We start from the raw sequence: 15,607 nt of genomic DNA on the forward strand, positions 1-15,607 counted from the left end.
CTGGTCACGAGAAGTGGACGCTCCGCTGTCGATGCTAGTCGCCTCGCGAGGGCACCACCGTCGCCGGGCGCTGCGCGGGCACCGCCCCGGGGGGCTGCTCCCGCTCCTGCGCGGCCCCCGCCACCGCCCCGTACGTGGTGGTGCGCTGCCGCAGTGGCCGGCCGATCCCGGCGGTGATCTCCGCGAGCTCCGCCACCGTCTTGGCCGAGCCGTGCTCCGAGCCGGCCATCCGGCTGATCGTCTCCTCCATCAGGGTGCCGCCGAGGTCGTCCGCGCCCCCGGTGAGCATCGCGCGGGTGCCCTCCACGCCGAGCTTCACCCACGAGGTCTGCACGTGGTCGATGCGCCCGTGCAGCAGCAGCCGGGCCACCGCGTGCACGGCGCGGTTGTCGCGCAGCGTCGGCCCGGGGCGCGCGACGCCCGCGAGGTAGACGGGGGCGTTGGTGTGCACGAACGGCAGCGGCACGAACTCGGTGAACCCGCCAGTGCGGTCCTGCACCGCGGCCAGGGTCCGCAGGTGCGCCACCCAGTGCCGCGGGTGGTCGACGTGGCCGTACATCATCGTCGAGCTCGACGGGATGCCGAGGGAGTGCGCCGTCTCCACCACCTCGATCCACGCGGCGGTGGGCAGCTTGCCCTTGGTGAGGACCCAGCGGACGTCGTCGTCGAGGATCTCCGCGGCCGTGCCGGGGATCGAGCCGAGGCCGGCCTCCCGGACCTCCGCGAGCCAGTCGCGCACGGAGCGCCCGGCCTTGGCCGAGGCGGTGGCGACCTCCATCGGGGAGAAGGCGTGCACGTGCATCCCCGGCACCGCCGCCTTCACGGTCCGGACGATGTCGGCGTACGCGCCGGGGCCCAGGTCCGGGGAGATGCCCCCCTGCAGGCAGACCTCGGTGGCGCCCAGCTGCGCGGCCTCGCGGACGCGCTCGCCGATCTGCTCCAGGGACAGGGTGTAGGCGTCGGCGTCGCTGCGGCGCTGGGCGAAGGCGCAGAAGCGGCAGCCGACGTAGCAGACGTTGGTGAAGTTGATGTTCCGGTTCACCACGTACGTCACGGCCTCGCCCACCGTGTCGCGGCGCACGGCGTCGGCCAGGGCGGTGAGGGCCTCCAGCTCCGCCCCGTCCGCCAGCAGCAGCGCGAGGTACTGCGCATCGCTCAGGCCCGCGGGGTCGTCCGCGGCGCGGCGCAGCGCGGCGGCCACGTCCGCGTCGAGGCGCTCGGGCGCCCCGACACCCGCGGCGCGGGTGCCGGTGGCCCGGTCGGCGCCCACCTTCTCCGCGACCGCGTCCCAGTCGCCGTAGACCTCGTCGAAGTCGCCGCGCCGGTCCCCGGTGCGGCCGGTGGTGTCCACCTCGGCGTGCAGGCCGGTGCGGCCCCAGCCGGCGCCCAGCCCGCCGCCGTCGCGCTCCTGCCAGGGCAGCCCGGTGGCGGTGGCCCCCGGTGCCGCCAGCCCGGTGCCGCCGTGCGCCCCCACGTCCGCCAGCGCCGCGACGTGCGGGTGCAGGCGCGGGTCGATCCACGGCTCGTCGCGCCGCAGGGAGCCCAGCACGAACCTCGGGTGCGCCGTGAGCCGCTCCGCCAGCTCCAGCCCGGTCTCGCCGGTCCAGCGGGCCAGGTCGTCCAGGTGCGGCCAGGGCCGCTCGGGGTTGACGTGGTCGGGGGTCACCGGCGACACCCCGCCCCAGTCGTCCACCCCCGCCGCGAGCAGCGCGCGCAGCTGCGCGGGGTCGGACAGGTTCGGCGGGGCCTGCACGCTCACCGACGGGCCCAGCAGCAGCCGGGCCACGGCGATCGTGGCGAGGTACTCCTCGTGGCCGAGGTCCCCGGCGCGGCGCATGGCCGTGTCGTCCTTGGCGCGGAAGTTCTGGACGATGACCTCCTGGATCCCCCGGTACTCCCGCGCCACGCGCCGGATCGCCAGCAGGGAGTCCACCCGCTCGGCGGGGCTCTCGCCGATGCCGACGAGGATCCCCGTGGTGAAGGGCACCCCGACGCGCCCGGCGTCCTCCAGGACACGCAGCCGCACCGCGGGGTCCTTGTCCGGGGAGCCGAAGTGCGGCTGCCCCGGCTCCTCGAACAGCCGCCGCGAGGTGGTCTCCAGCATCATCCCCATCGAGGGGGCCACCGGCTTCAGCCGCTGCAGCTCCGCCCAGCTCATCACCCCGGGGTTCAGGTGCGGCAGCAGCCCCGTCTCCTCCAGCACCCGCACCGCCATGGCGCGCACGTAGGACAGGGTGTCGTCGTAGCCGTGGGCGTCCAGCCACTCCCGCGCCGCGCTCCAGCGCTCCTCCGGGCGGTCCCCGAGGGTGAACAGCGCCTCCTTGCAGCCCTGCGCGGCCCCGGCGCGGGCGATGTCCAGCACCTCGTCCGGGGACAGGAACGGCGCGGGCAGCCGGCCCGGGACGGTGGCGAAGGTGCAGTAGTGGCAGCGGTCCCGGCACAGCCGCGTCAGGGGGACGAACACCTTGCGGCTGTAGGTGACGACCCCGGGGCGCCCGGCCGCCAGCATCGCCGCGTCGCGCACCGTGGTGGCCACCGCGCACAGCGCCGCGAGGTCCTCGCCGCGGGCGTGCAGCAGCACCTCCGCCTCGGCGGCGTCCAGCGCCTTGCCGTCGCGGGCGCGGGCCAGGGCCCGGCGCAGCTGCGCGGGGGTGGGGGGCACGGCGGGGCCGGCAGACGCAGGCCGCCCGGCGGGGCCGGCGGACAGCGGCGGCACGACGGCGCCGGGCGACGGGGGACGCACGACGGGGTCGGGGAGGGGGCGGGGACCGCCGGGGACGGAGCTGCTCACCTGCGCGACGCTACCTCCGCCCCCGCCGGTCCCCACCGGCTCCCCCACCGGTTCCCCGCCGGGGCACAGCAGGGGCACGGCCGGGGCTCAGCCGCGCGGCGCGACCTCGCGCAGCGCGACCGCCGTCTCCAGCGCGGCCAGCACCGCCTCGCGGCCCTTGTCCTCCCGCGAGCCGCGCAGCCCCGCCCGGTGCAGGCCCTGCGACTCGTTGTCCACCGTCAGGACCCCGAAGCCGATCGGCACCCCGGTGCGCACGGCCACGTCCGTCAGGCCCATCGTGGCGGCCTCGCACACGTAGTCGAAGTGCGGGGTGCCGCCGCGGATCACCACGCCGAGGGCGACGACGGCGTCGAAGCGGCCCTGCTGCGCCAGGCGCGAGGCGGCGACGGGCAGCTCGAAGGACCCGGGGACGCGGACGACGGTGACGTCGGTGACCCCGCAGTCCCCGAGGCCCCGCTGCGCGCCCTCCAGCAGGCCGGTGACGATCTCCTCGTGCCAGCGCGCCGCGACCACCGCGACGCTCAGACCGCTGCCGTCGACCGCGACCTCCGGGCTGCCGTCTCCGCTCATCGGGCTCCTCCTCCGTGCTCGGTGGCCGCGAGGTACCCGGCCAGTTCCTCGATCGTGACGAACGGCAGCGCGAAACGCCTACCCAGCGCCAGCACCTGCTCGCGCCGCGCCATCGAGCCGTCGTCGTTGACGAGCTCCGCGATGACCGCCACGGGCTGCAGCCCCGCCATGCGGCACAGCTCCACGGACGCCTCCGTGTGGCCCGGCCGCTCCAGCACCCCGCCCGGGCGGGCCCGCAGCGGGAACACGTGGCCGGGCCGCACCAGGTCCCCGGGCGTGGCCGCGGGGTCGGCCAGCACCCGCAGGGTGCGGGCGCGGTCGGCGGCGGAGATGCCCGTGGAGATGCCCGCGGCGGCGTCCACGCTGACCGTGTAGTCCGTGCGCAGGGAGTCCTCGTTGCGCTCCACCATCGGCGGCAGCGCCAGGGCCGCCGCGCGCTCCGCCGTCATCGGCGCGCAGAGCATCCCCGAGGTGTGCCGGACGGTCCAGCCCACCCACTCCGGGGTCGCCAGCTCCGCCGCGAGGACGACGTCGCCCTCGTCCTCGCGGTCCCCGGCGTCGGCGACGAGCACGGGCCGGCCCGCGCGCAGCGACTCCAGCGCCGCGGCGAGGGCCCCGGTCGGCGTGGCGGGCGGGGCGCTCATCCGACGGCCTCGACGAGCGGGTCGCCCGGGCCGGGCACGGCGCGGCTCTGGCGCCGCTCGGCACGCCACCACAGCGCGAAGCCCACGACGCAGAAGACGCCGTAGAACGCGTACATGACGGCGGAGGGGTAGAAGCCGGCGCGCAGCAGCAGCGGCACCCCGACGACGTCGACGGCCACCCACACCAGCCAGAAGTCCACCCAGCCGCGGGCCATGCCGTAGGTGGCGATGAGCGAGCCGGTGAACGTCCAGGCGTCCGACCAGACCGGCTCCCAGGAGCCCAGCGCCCGGAACACCGGGGTCAGGACCGCCGTGAGACCCACCGCGACGACGAGCATCCCGGCGCGCTCGCGCCAGGACGCCCAGCGGGGCCGGACCGCCTCGCGCGCGCCGGCGGCACGGTTGCGCCGCCAGGCCCGCCACCCGTACACGGCCACCACGGCGAACATCACCTGGCGGGCGGCCTGCCCCAGCAGGTACGTGTCCTGCGTGGTGGTGAACACCCCGCCGAGGAAGACGGCCAGCAGCAGCAGGTTGCCCACGATGCCGACCGGCCACGCCCACACCCGCCGGCTCATCCCGCCCAGGGCGGAGGCCAGGCCGAACACGTTGCCGACGACCTCCGAGACCCGCAGGTGACCGCCGCCCACGGCGATCTGGGCGCTCAGCAGCCACTCCAGCGCGTTCACGGGGCCACCTGCGTCCGGGCGCCCACGAGCCGCTCGACGTACTTGGCCAGCACGTCCACCTCGAGGTTCACCAGGTCCCCGACCCGGCGCCGCCCCAGCGTGGTGCCCTCCAGGGTCGCGGGGATGAGGGAGACGGTGAAGGAGGGCACGGCGTCGTCCACCTCCACGACCGTCAGGGACACCCCGTCGACGGTGATGGAGCCCTTCTCCACGACGTAGCGGGCCAGCTCCGCCGGCAGCGCCACGCGCACGAGCTCCCAGCGCTCCCCCGGGACCCGCTCCAGCACGCTGCCGGTGCCGTCGACGTGGCCCTGCACGACGTGCCCGCCGAAGCGGCCGCCGACGGGGACGGGGCGCTCGAGGTTCACGGCCCGCCCGGCCGCGGCGTCCCGCAGGGCGCTGCGGTGCAGGGTCTCGGCCATGACGTCGACGGTGAAGGAGGTGGCGTCGGGCTGTTCCACGACGGTGAGGCAGACGCCGTCGACGGCGATGGAGGCCCCGTGCACGGCGTCGGCGGTGACCACGGGGCCCCGCACGGTCAGCCGCGCGGAGTCCGCGCCCCGCTCGACGGCGAGGACCTCGCCGACCTCCTCGACGATCCCGGTGAACATGTCCGCCCTCCTCCTCTCCCCCCGCGACGGCGGCAGCGGGCAGGGGCAGGAGACGGAGGGGTCGCCGCATCGCGGACGGGCCCCTCGACGGGCAGCGGGCAGCGACCGGCGCACGACGCCGGGAGCCCCCGAGGCCGCGTGCCGCCTCCCATCCGGACTTTCACCGTCGGTCCCGGAGTTCCACCGGGTCAACCACCTCCTCGCGGAGGTGGGTCGCGGACTGTCACCGCCGGTTCGGAATTGCACCGACCCCGGAGCACGCATGTCGTGGGTACTGCTGTGTGGGTTCTTCTCTGCGGGTGGTTCCCGCACCGGATCAGTGTTCCACGCGGCCGGTCTATTCCCGGCCCACCCGCGGGCGGGCCCCCGGCAGGGCCGGTGGCGCGGCCGGGAGCGGGGCCGGGGGCGGTCTCAGCAGGCGGCGCGGGCCTTCTCGCGCAGCTCCTCCACGGCCGCCGCGGCGTCCTCGGCGCCGTACACGGCCGAGCCGGCCACGAACACGTCCGCCCCGGCCTCGGCGGCGCGCTCGATCGTGGCCGCGGAGACCCCGCCGTCCACCTGCAGCCACACGTCCAGCCCGGAGGAGGCGATCGCCGCCCGCGCCCGCCGGATCTTGGGCAGGGTCACGTCGAGGAAGGACTGCCCCCCGAACCCGGGCTCCACGGTCATGACGAGCAGCATGTCCACCTCGGCCAGCAGGTCCACGAACGGCTCCACCGGTGTGGCGGGCTTCAGCGCCACCCCCGCGCGCGCCCCGTGCCGCCGCAGCTCCCGCGCCAGGCGCACGGGCGCAGCCGCGGCCTCGGCGTGGAAGGTCACGCCCTGCGCGCCGGCCTCGGCGTACGCGGGGGCCCACCGGTCGGGGTCCTCGATCATGAGGTGGCAGTCCAGCGGCACCGGGGACACCTTCAGCAGCGCCTCGACGATCGGCAGGCCCAGCGTGAGGTTGGGGACGAAGTGCCCGTCCATGACGTCGACGTGGGCCCAGTCGGCGCCGGCGATGCGCCCCAGCTCCGCCTCCAGGTTCGCGAAGTCGGCGGAGAGGATGCTCGGGTTGATCTGGATGCCCACGGCGCGCACCCTACCGAGGACCGCGGCACCCCCCGGACCGGCGGAGGTTCCGCGGGGCGCCGGGGTGCGGCGTCAGGAGGTGCGGCGTCAGGAGGTGCGGCGCAGGAGCTGCACGTGCATCGCGTCGGTGCCGTGCAGGTGCGGCCACAGCTGCACCGCCGTGCCCGCCGCCGCGCCCGGCACCGCGCCGCCGGTGAGCGGGGCCAGCAGCGCGGCCGTGTCCAGCCGCTCCACGCCGCTGCCCCCCTTCGCCGCCGCCCGCACCACGTCGTCGACGACCAGCCGCGTCTCGGCCAGGACCGGCGAGCACGTCACGTACGCCACCACCCCGCCGGGGCGCACCGCGGCCACCGCCGAGGACAGCAGGGCCCGCTGCAGGGGCCCGAGGGCGCCCAGGTCCGCGGGGGTGCGCCGCCAGCGCGACTCGGGCCTGCGGCGCAGCGCGCCCAGGCCGGTGCACGGCGCGTCGACGAGGACCCGGTCGTACTCCCCCGGCTCCTCCCCGCCGACCTCGCGGCCGTCGGCGACCCGCACCCGCGGTGCCTGCCCGCCCGTCTGCGCGGCGCGGCGCACGACCGCCTGCAGGGAGGACTCCACGAGGCGGGCGCGGTGCTCGGCGACCTCCACGGCCACCAGGTGCGCGCCCCGGCCGGCGGCCAGCGCCGCCAGCACCGCCGCCTTGCCGCCCGGGCCGGCGCACAGGTCCAGCCAGCGCTCGTCGCGGCCCTCGACCTCGGCGGCGGCCAGGAGCAGCGCGGCGAGCTGGCTGCCCTCGTCCTGCACGCGGGCGCGCCCGTCGCGCACCGCGGGCAGCGCCCCCGGGTCCCCGCCGCCCAGGACGGCGGCGGTGGGCGACCAGCGGCCCGGCCGCGCCCCGGCGGCGACCAGCTCGGCCGCCTCGCACAGCCCCGGGAGCGCGGTGAGCGCCACGGCCGGGGCGGCGTTGTCGGCCTCCAGCAGCGCCGGCAGCTGTGCGGGGTCCTGCCCGTGGGCGCGCAGCGCCTCCCGCAGGGAGCGCACCACCCACTCGGGGTGGGAGTGCCGCACCGCCAGCGCGGTGTCGGGCGCGGTGCCCCCGGCGGGGGCGACCTCCTCCAGCCACGCGGTCAGGTCCTGCCCGCCGAGCCTGCGCAGCACCGCGTTGACGAGGCCGGAGGCGCCCGCGCCCACCGCCACGCGGGTCAGCGCGACGCTGGTGGCGACGGCGGCGTGGTCGGGGACGCGCATGGCCAGCAGCTGGTGCGCCCCGAGGCGCAGCACGTCCAGCACAGGCGGGTCGAGCCCGGCGAGCGGGCGGTCCAGGCAGGCCTGGAGCACGGCGTCGTAGGTGCCGCGCCCGCGCAGCACCCCGTACGCCAGCTCGGTGGCGAAGGCGGCGTCGCGCCCGGAGATGCGCCGCTGGCGCAGCACCTGCGGCAGCACGAGGTTGGCGTAGGCGTCCTCGGCCTCCACCGCGCGCAGCACGTCGAAGGCCGCACGCCGGGCGGGGTCGACGCTGGTGAAGCGGTCCTGTTGAACGCCCCGGCGGGGTGTCGCCTCCCCCTCGCGCCCAGCGCTCCCCCGACCGCCGCCGCCCTGGCCGCCGCCCTGCCGCTCGCCGCCGCGGGAGCCCCCGGAGGGACGGCGCGCGCCGCCCCCGGGCCCGCCGGAGCGCCCACCGCCGCGCTGACCGCCGCCCTGACCACCGGGCCGCCGCTCGCCGCCCTCAGCCACGCCGCGTCCCCCAGCCGTCCGTCGTCCCCGTCGTCGTCCCCGTCGTCATCCCAGCCGCTCCCCGGGCCCGGGGCGCACCCCGCGCGCCCACGCCGCCGCGGGCATCGGCCGCTTGCCCGCGGGCTGCACCTCGCCCAGCTCGACGGGGCCGGTGCCCGTGCCCACGAGCACCCGGTCCCGCTCCACGTGCACCTCACCCGGGGCGAGCACCACGCCGGGGACGGCCGCGGGCAGCACGGGGCCCAGCTTGACCCGCTGACCGCGCAGCGTCGTCCACGCCCCGGGCGCCGGTGTGCAGCCGCGCACCAGCCGGTCCACGGCGTCCGCGGGGGCGGAGAAGTCCACGCGGGCCTCCTCCACGCCGAGCTTGGGCGCCAGGCTCACGCCCTCCGCCGGCTGCGGGACGGCCCGCGCCGTCCCCGCCTCCAGCGCGTCGAGGGTGCTCACCAGCAGGTCCGCGCCGCGCACGGCGAGGCGGCCCAGCAGGTCCCCCGAGGTGTCGCGGGCACCGACCTGCTCGCTCAGGCTCCCCAGGACCGGGCCGGTGTCCAGGCCCTCCTCCAGCAGGAACGTGCAGGCACCGGTGACCGCGTCCCCCGCCATCACCGCGCGCTGCACGGGCGCGGCGCCGCGCCAGGCCGGCAGCAGGGAGAAGTGCAGGTTCACCCAGCCCTGCCGGGGCACGTCCAGGGCGGCGCGCGGCACGAGCGCGCCGTAGGCGACCACCGGGCAGCAGTCGGGCTCCAGCTCCCGCAGCGCGGCGAGGAACTCCGGCTCGGCGGGCCGGCGGGGCTGCAGCAGCGGCAGGCCGGCCTCGCGGGCGAGGGCGGCGACGGGCGAGACGGACTGCCGCCGCCCGCGACCGGCGGGGGCGTCGGGCCGGGAGACCACCGCCACCACCTCGTGCGCGGAGGCGAGCAGGGCCTCGAGGGCCGGGACCGCCACGTCGGGGGTGCCGGCGAAGACGAGCCGCACCGGTTACAGCGCCTTGCCGAAGGTGGCGTGCGGGCTGAACTCGACCCGCGGGGTGCCCTGCCCCATCCACTCGGCCTCCCGCACGGCCTTCATCGCCAGCCTGCGCTGCGCCGCGTCGAGACGGTCGATGAAGAGGACGCCGTCGAGGTGGTCGGTCTCGTGCTGGATCGCGCGGGCGAGGAGCTCGGAGCCCTCGATGACGAGGGGTTCGCCGTGCACGTCCTGACCCCTCGCGACCACGTGCAGGGAGCGGCGGGTGTCGGCCAGGATGCCGGGGAAGGACAGGCACCCCTCCTCCCCGTCCTGGCACTCCTCGGACAGGTCGAGCTGCGGGTTGACGAGGTGCCCGAGCTCGCCGTCGACGAAGTACGTGAACACGCGCAGGGACACCCCGATCTGCGGTGCCGCCAGGCCCGCGCCGGGGGCGTCCATCATGGTGTCCTCGAGGTCCTTGACGAGCCGCCGCAGCTCCTTGTCGAAGTCGGTGACCTCGGCGGCGCGCTGGCGCAGCACGGGGTCCCCGAACAGCCGGATCGGCTGGATCGCCACGTCTCTCCTCGGGTCGGTGCGGGGGTTCCCCCCGATCGTAGTCGCCGCGGCGGACGGCCCCGGCGGCTCAGCCGATGTCGACGGGGTCGATGCGGGCGCGCACGGTGCCCTGCTTGCGGGCGCTGCGCCCGGTCAGCAGCGCCTTGACCTCCGCGGCCAGCGCCCCGCCCTCGGCGAGGGGTGCCTCCACCACGGCGCGCACCAGCGGCGGGGCGCCCGGGGAGCGGCCGGGCACGGACACCGGCACGGGGCCCAGCACCCGCCAGCCGGGCCGCAGGGTCAGCGCGCCGAGGGCCTCGCGCACGTCGGCGTCCTCCCCGAGCAGGCCGGCCAGCCGCGCGGCGGGGGGCAGGGACAGCTCGGCCCGCTCGGCGAGCTCGCGGGCGGCGTGGCCGGCGGGGTCCCAGCGCACGAGGGCCTGGGCGGCGGGTGCCTGCGGGTCGGCGACGAGGGAGACCACCCCGCCGCGGTCGGCGCCGCGCACGAGGGCGGCGGCGTTCATCCACCGGTGCAGGGCCTCCTCCCCGGCGCGCAGGTCCGGGCGCTGCAGCAGCGCCCAGCCGTCGAGGAGCAGCGCGGCGGCGTAGCCGCCCTCGGCGACGGGCTCGGCGCCGGGGGTGGAGACCACCAGCGCCGGCTCGGGCCCGACCCGGTCCAGCACCTGCGTGCCGCCGGAGGTGCGCACGGGAACACCGGGGAAGGCGCGGCCCAGCTCCTCGGCGGTGCGGCGGGCGCCGGTGACGACGGCCCGCCAGCGGGTGCCCTCGCAGCGCGGGCAGGCCCACGCCGCGGCGGGCCGCCCGCACCAGCGGCAGGCCGCCGGCTCGTCCGCGGCGGGCACGGCGAGGGGGCCGGCGCAGTGCAGGCAGCGGGCGGGGGCGCGGCAGGTGCCGCACGCCAGCGAGGGCACGTACCCCGCGCGCGGGACCTGCAGCAGGACGGGGCCCTCCCGCAGGGCGGCGCGCATGGCCCGCCAGGAGTCGCTGGGCAGGCGGGCGGAGGCGGCGAGGGGGTCCTGCGGTCCGGGACCGCCCGCGCCGGCGACCGCGACGCGGGGGGCGCGCTCGCGGACGGTGGCGTGCGGGGCGCTGACCTCCCGCGCCCAGCCGCGCTCCAGCAGCAGCTGCGCCTCGGGGGTGCGGGAGAACCCGGCCAGCAGGGCCGCGGCGCCGTCCTGCTCGGCGCGCAGCACGGCGACCTCCCGCACGTGGGGGTAGGGGCTGTGCTGCTCGGAGTGCAGGTCGTCGCCGTCGTCCCAGACCACGACGAGGCCGAGGCGCTCGACGGGGGCGAGCGCCGCGGCGCGGGTGCCGGCCACGACGTGCGCGCGGCCGGTGAGGGCCCGGCAGAAGGCGCGGTAGCGGGCGGCGGGCCCGGCCTCGGCCTCCAGCCGCACGTGCGCGCCCGGCGGCAGCCGGCGGCCGAGCGCGGCGTCGAGCCGGTCGAGGTCGCGGTGGTCGGGCACCACGAGGAGCACCCCGCGCCCGGAGCCCAGGCAGGCGGCGGCCGCCAGCGCGAGGGCGTCGGGCCAGTCGGTGCCGGGCACGAGGGAGGCCACGGCCCGCGGGGAGCGGCCGGCGCGCAGGTGCTGCAGGAAGGCTGCCCCGGCCTGGTGGGCGGCCCAGTCCCCCACCTCCGGCGGGGCCTCCACGCGGGCGGGCGGGGTGCCGGGCGGCTCGGCGAGCACACCGGCCTCCGCGCCGGCGTGCCGGCCGGGGACCGCCAGGCGCAGCACGTCGGCGAGGGTCCCGGCGTAGCGCTCGGCGAGGGCGCGGGCCAGCCGCAGCACCTGCGGGGTGAGGACGGGCAGGCCGGTGACGACCCGGCGCAGGGGCGCGAGCCGGCCGGGGAAGTCGCTGGCGGCGGCGCGCTCGAGGACGTAGCCCTCGACGTCGGCGCCGGCGAACGGCACCCGCACCAGGGCGCCGGGGACGGCGGTGCCCTCCATCGCGGCGGGCACCGCGTAGTCGAAGGGCCGGTCCAGGTGGGCGGGGGCCACGCTCACGACCACGCGGGCCACGGGGTCGGTCCCGGCCAGGGCCGCCGGCCGAGCCGCGCCGCGCACGCGGGGGCGCGGGCGGGTGGGCCGCGCCGGGGGCGCGGCCTGCTCGCTCTCCTGCGCGTCGGGCACCACGGCAGTCAACCAGCCGCCGCCGACGCCCCGGGGGGCGCCGGCGGCGGGGGCGGATCAGACGCGGGCGGCCTCGCGGAGGGCGTCGACGCGGTCGGTGCGCTCCCAGGTGAAGTCCGGCAGGGAACGGCCGAAGTGCCCGTAGGCCGAGGTCTGCGCGTAGATGGGGCGCAGCAGGTCCAGGTCCCGCACGATCGCGGCGGGGCGCAGGTCGAACACCTCGCGCACGGCGCGGCCCACGGCGGCCACGGGCACCGTCTCGGTGCCGAAGGTCTCCACGTACAGCCCGACGGGGTGCGCCTTGCCGATGGCGTAGGCGACCTGCACCTCGCAGCGGCGGGCCAGGCCGGCGGCGACGACGTTCTTGGCGACCCAGCGCATGGCGTAGGCGGCGGAGCGGTCCACCTTGGAGGGGTCCTTGCCGGAGAACGCCCCGCCGCCGTGCCGTGCCATGCCGCCGTACGTGTCGACGATGATCTTGCGCCCGGTGAGGCCGGCGTCGCCCATGGGCCCGCCGATCTCGAAGCGGCCGGTGGGGTTGACCAGCAGGCGGATGTCGGAGGTGTCGATGGACAGCCCCTCAAGGACCGGCTCGACGACGAGCTGGCGCACGTCGGGGGTCAGCTTCGTGACGAGGTCCACGTCCGGCTCGTGCTGGGTGGACAGCACGACCGTGTCCAGGCGCACGGGGCGGTCGCCGTCGTAGCCGATGGTGACCTGCGTCTTGCCGTCGGGGCGCAGGTAGGGGATCTCGCCCTTCTTGCGCACCTCGGAGAGCCGCTGGGAGAGCCGGTGCGCCACCCAGATCGGCAGGGGCATCAGCTCGGGGGTGTCGTCGCAGGCGTAACCGAACATCAGGCCCTGGTCGCCCGCGCCCTGCAGGTCCAGCGGGTCCTGCCCGGCCCCGGCCTGGCGGTTCTCCCACGCCTCGTCCACGCCCTGGGCGATGTCGGGCGACTGCGAGCCGATGGAGACCTCCACGCCGCAGGTGCGCCCGTCGAAGCCCTTGGCGGAGGAGTCGTACCCGATGCCGAGGAGGGTCTGGCGCACGATGCGGGGGATGTCGGCCCACGCCTCGGTGGTGACCTCGCCGGCGATGTGCACCAGGCCGGTGGTGACCATGGTCTCCACCGCGACGCGGCTGCGGGGGTCCTGGCGCAGCAGCTCGTCGAGGATGCCGTCGCTGATCTGGTCGCAGATCTTGTCCGGGTGGCCCTCGGTCACCGACTCCGAGGTGAAGAGTCTCTCGGAGGTGGGGCTGGTGCTGGTCACTCGGACTCCAGTTCGGCGTCGGGGGGCGGGATCGTGGTCAGCATAGGGACGGCCGCGTCGAGGACCGCCTCGGCCACGACCTCCTTGCCGGTCTCGGCGACGGCCCGCTCGCTGCCGTCGGCGCCGAGCAGGACCACGGCGTTGGTGGGGGTGCCGAAGCCGCGCTCCTCGCCCACCTCGTTGACGACGAGCAGGTCGCAGCCCTTGCGGGCCAGCTTGCGGCGGCCGTGCGCGAGGACGTCGCCGTGCTCGTCGCCGGTCTCGGCGGCGAAGCCCACCAGGACCGGGGAGGCGCCGGTGCGGGTGCGGACCAGCTCGGCGAGGACGTCGGGGGTGCGCGTCAGCTCCAGCACCGGCGCGTCCGAGCCGTCGTCCGACTTCTTGATCTTGTGCCGGCCGCGGTGCAGCGGGGCGAAGTCCGCCACGGCCGCGGCCATGACGACGAGGTCGGCGCCGCGCGCGGCGTCGAGGACGGCCTCGCGCAGCTGCGCCGCGGTGCCCACCCGCACGACGCGGGCCACGGCGGGCAGCGGCACCTCGACGGCGGCGGCCACGAGGGTCACGTCGGCACCGCGCGCGGCGGCGGCGGCGGCGATCGCGGCGCCCTGGCGCCCGGAGGAGCGGTTGCCCAGCCAGCGCACCGGGTCCAGCGGCTCGCGGGTGCCTCCGGCGCTGACCACCACGCGCCGCCCCGCGAGGTCGCGCGGGCGGGGCCCGGCGCCGAGGACGCGGCGGCAGGCGGCGGCGAGGTCGGCGGGCTCGGGCAGGCGGCCGGGGCCGGAGTCGGCGCCGGTGAGGCGGCCGGAGGCGGGGTCGAGCACCACGACGCCGCGGGAGCGCAGCAGCGCGACGTTGGCCTGCGTGGCCGGGTGCAGCCACATCTCGGTGTGCATCGCGGGGGCTAGCAGCACCGGGCAGGTGGCGGTGAGCAGCACGTTGGTGAGGAGGTCGTCGGCCAGGCCGTGCGCCGCGCGCGCCAGCAGGTCGGCGGTGGCGGGGGCGACGACGACGAGGTCGGCCTCCCGGCCGGTCCGCACGTGCGGGACGTCCGCCGCGCCGTCCCAGACGTCCGTGCTCACCGGGTGCCCGGACAGCGCCTCCCACGTGGGGCGCCCGACGAAGCGCAGCGCGGCCTCGGTCGGCACGACGCGCACGTCGTGGCCGCTCTCGGCGAGCTCCCGCAGCAGCAGGACGGCCTTGTAGGCGGCGATGCCGCCCGCGACGCCGAGGACGACGCGGGGGCGTGCGCTCACTGCTCGGTGGGCTCCGCGGTCAGCAGGCCCTCGTTGATCTCGCGCAGGGCGACGGACAGGGGCTTCTCCTGGACGTGGGTCTCCACCAGGGGGCCGACGTACTCCAGCAGGCCCTCGCCGAGCTGGGAGTAGTACGCGTTCACCTGGCGGGCGCGCTTGGCCGCGAAGATGACGAGGGCGTACTTGGAGTCCGCCTTGGCGAGCAGCTCGTCGATGGGCGGGTTGGTGATGCCCTCGGGCGAGGCGACGGTTCCGGCCACGGGTGGGGCTCCTCGGATCGGGTGCGCTCCCGCGCGGCTGCGGCGGGAGGTCGGGCGGGAGGTCAGGCGGTGCGGACGGGCAGACCCATCCACGATACAAGCTCGTCGGTGGCCCGCCGGACGTCGTCGTTGACGATGGTGACGTCGAACTCCGGCTCGGCGGCGAGCTCGGCGCGGGCGGTGGCCAGGCGCCGTTCGCGCTCGGCCTCGTCCTCGGTGCCGCGCCCGACGAGGCGGCGGACCAGCTCCTCCCAGCTGGGCGGGGCGAGGAAGACGAACCCGGCCTCGGGCATGGCGCGGCGCACCTGCCGGGCACCGGCCAGGTCGATCTCCAGCAGCGCGGGCCGGCCGGAGGCCAGGACCTGTTCGACGGGACCGCGCGGGGTGCCGTAGCGGTGCCGGCCGTGGACCTGCGCCCACTCCAGCAGCTCCCCGGAGGCCACCAGCCGGTCGAACTCGGCGTCGTCGACGAAGTGGTAGTGCACACCGTCCACCTCGCCGGGCCGGCGGGTGCGGGTGGTGGCCGACACCGAGATCCAGATGCCGGGGTAGCGGGTGCGCAGGTCGGCGGAGACGGTGCCCTTGCCGACGGCCGTGGGGCCGGCGAGGACCGTCAGGCGGTGCTCGCGCCCGTCGGGTGCTGGGTGCGCGGCGGTCAGGACGAGCCCCCACCGGAGCCGAAGCGCTGCACCAGCGCCGCGATCTGGTGGGCACCGAGGCCGCGCACGCGCCGGGACTCGGAGATCCCGATCTCGGCCATGATCTGCTTCGCGCGGACCTTGCCGACGTTCGGCAGGGACTCCAGCAGCGCCGAGACCTTCATCTTGCCGACGACCTCGTCCTCCTGGCCCTTGGCGATGACCTCGTCGAGGGAGCCGTCGGCGTTCTTCAGGCGGTTCTTCACCTGGGCCCGCTCGCGACGCGCGGCGGCGGCCTTCTCCAGGGCGGCGGCGCGCTGTTCGGCGGTCAGGGGCGGCAGGGCCACGGGTCACCTAGGTCCTTCTGCGGCGGTGGTGCCGGGGCGGGACGGGTCAGCCGCACCGCCGTCCGCCGCGGTCGAGCGGGACGTTGTCTCGTG

General features: G+C 77.4%; 14 protein-coding genes, 1 pseudogene and 1 riboswitch. All 15 genes and pseudogenes read right to left on the reverse strand.

What is annotated here, in order from left to right; genetic code table 11:
- Positions 1-34: 34 nt before the first annotated feature.
- The 15 genes and pseudogenes from ACYQBY_RS02260 to mihF all read right to left on the reverse strand — a co-directional run bounded on the left by ACYQBY_RS02260 (position 35) and on the right by mihF (position 15,514).
- Positions 35-2,662, reverse strand: a complete 2,628-nt coding sequence (locus ACYQBY_RS02260; RefSeq protein WP_459642449.1) for a bifunctional FO biosynthesis protein CofGH — start codon at positions 2,660-2,662, stop codon at positions 35-37.
- Between the two features lie 216 nt (positions 2,663-2,878).
- The gene (ribH, locus tag ACYQBY_RS02265; protein WP_459642172.1) at positions 2,879-3,361 is read right to left on the reverse strand and encodes a 6,7-dimethyl-8-ribityllumazine synthase; all 483 of its coding nucleotides are present in this window, start codon (positions 3,359-3,361) and stop codon (positions 2,879-2,881) included.
- 23 nt (positions 3,362-3,384) lie between these two features.
- Positions 3,385-4,005 (reverse strand): annotated as a pseudogene (ribB, locus tag ACYQBY_RS02270) (3,4-dihydroxy-2-butanone-4-phosphate synthase); the annotation flags it as partial.
- The gene (pnuC, locus tag ACYQBY_RS02275) at positions 4,002-4,694 is read right to left on the reverse strand and encodes a nicotinamide riboside transporter PnuC (RefSeq protein WP_459642173.1); all 693 of its coding nucleotides are present in this window, start codon (positions 4,692-4,694) and stop codon (positions 4,002-4,004) included. The pseudogene ribB and the gene pnuC, both read right to left, overlap by 4 nt.
- Positions 4,691-5,305, reverse strand: coding sequence for a riboflavin synthase (locus tag ACYQBY_RS02280; RefSeq protein ID WP_459642174.1), 615 nt, complete (start codon positions 5,303-5,305; stop codon positions 4,691-4,693). Before ACYQBY_RS02280 ends, pnuC begins: the two co-directional genes overlap by 4 nt.
- Before the next feature lie 134 nt (positions 5,306-5,439).
- A riboswitch (FMN riboswitch) is annotated at positions 5,440-5,569 on the reverse strand.
- A gap of 147 nt (positions 5,570-5,716) precedes the next feature.
- On the reverse strand, positions 5,717-6,376 hold the full coding sequence (gene rpe, locus ACYQBY_RS02285) for a ribulose-phosphate 3-epimerase (protein ID WP_459642175.1): 660 nt from the start codon (positions 6,374-6,376) through the stop codon (positions 5,717-5,719).
- A gap of 87 nt (positions 6,377-6,463) precedes the next feature.
- Positions 6,464-8,089, reverse strand: a complete 1,626-nt coding sequence (locus tag ACYQBY_RS02290) for an RsmB/NOP family class I SAM-dependent RNA methyltransferase (protein ID WP_459642176.1) — start codon at positions 8,087-8,089, stop codon at positions 6,464-6,466.
- Positions 8,090-8,134: 45 nt separating this feature from the next.
- Complete coding sequence (gene fmt, locus ACYQBY_RS02295; RefSeq protein ID WP_459642177.1) at positions 8,135-9,064, reverse strand: methionyl-tRNA formyltransferase; 930 nt, start codon at positions 9,062-9,064, stop codon at positions 8,135-8,137.
- A 3-nt stretch (positions 9,065-9,067) separates the two neighbouring features.
- Positions 9,068-9,613 carry a peptide deformylase gene (gene def / locus ACYQBY_RS02300; protein WP_459642178.1) on the reverse strand — a complete coding sequence of 182 codons (546 nt, stop codon included), beginning with the start codon at positions 9,611-9,613 and terminating at the stop codon, positions 9,068-9,070.
- A 67-nt stretch (positions 9,614-9,680) separates the two neighbouring features.
- Positions 9,681-11,744 carry a primosomal protein N' gene (locus ACYQBY_RS02305; protein ID WP_459642179.1) on the reverse strand — a complete coding sequence of 688 codons (2,064 nt, stop codon included), beginning with the start codon at positions 11,742-11,744 and terminating at the stop codon, positions 9,681-9,683.
- A gap of 57 nt (positions 11,745-11,801) precedes the next feature.
- Positions 11,802-13,016: a methionine adenosyltransferase gene (gene metK / locus ACYQBY_RS02310; protein WP_459642180.1), complete on the reverse strand. Its 1,215-nt coding sequence runs from the start codon at positions 13,014-13,016 to the stop codon at positions 11,802-11,804.
- The gene (gene coaBC, locus ACYQBY_RS02315) at positions 13,013-14,269 is read right to left on the reverse strand and encodes a bifunctional phosphopantothenoylcysteine decarboxylase/phosphopantothenate--cysteine ligase CoaBC (RefSeq protein WP_459642181.1); all 1,257 of its coding nucleotides are present in this window, start codon (positions 14,267-14,269) and stop codon (positions 13,013-13,015) included. Before coaBC ends, metK begins: the two co-directional genes overlap by 4 nt.
- Positions 14,266-14,529 (reverse strand): DNA-directed RNA polymerase subunit omega, encoded by a 264-nt coding sequence (rpoZ, locus tag ACYQBY_RS02320; RefSeq protein WP_459642182.1) that lies wholly within the window; start codon positions 14,527-14,529, stop codon positions 14,266-14,268. The genes coaBC and rpoZ overlap by 4 nt, the downstream gene beginning before the upstream one ends.
- Positions 14,530-14,591: 62 nt before the next feature.
- Entirely contained in the window at positions 14,592-15,146 is a 555-nt protein-coding gene (gene gmk / locus ACYQBY_RS02325) for a guanylate kinase (RefSeq protein WP_459642450.1), read from the reverse strand.
- A 38-nt stretch (positions 15,147-15,184) separates the two neighbouring features.
- Positions 15,185-15,514: an integration host factor, actinobacterial type gene (mihF, locus tag ACYQBY_RS02330; protein ID WP_459642183.1), complete on the reverse strand. Its 330-nt coding sequence runs from the start codon at positions 15,512-15,514 to the stop codon at positions 15,185-15,187.
- Positions 15,515-15,607: the final 93 nt, after the last annotated feature.

This window comes from Kineococcus anabasis (assembly GCF_054590795.1).

What these genes read in the sequence shown, in the direction of transcription:
- ribH (WP_459642172.1), bottom strand. Translation starts at nt 3,361, where the DNA reads ATGAGCGGAGACGGCAGCCCGGAGGTCGCGGTCGACGGCAGCGGTCTG.
- ACYQBY_RS02280 (WP_459642174.1), bottom strand. Translation starts at nt 5,305, where the DNA reads ATGTTCACCGGGATCGTCGAGGAGGTCGGCGAGGTCCTCGCCGTCGAG.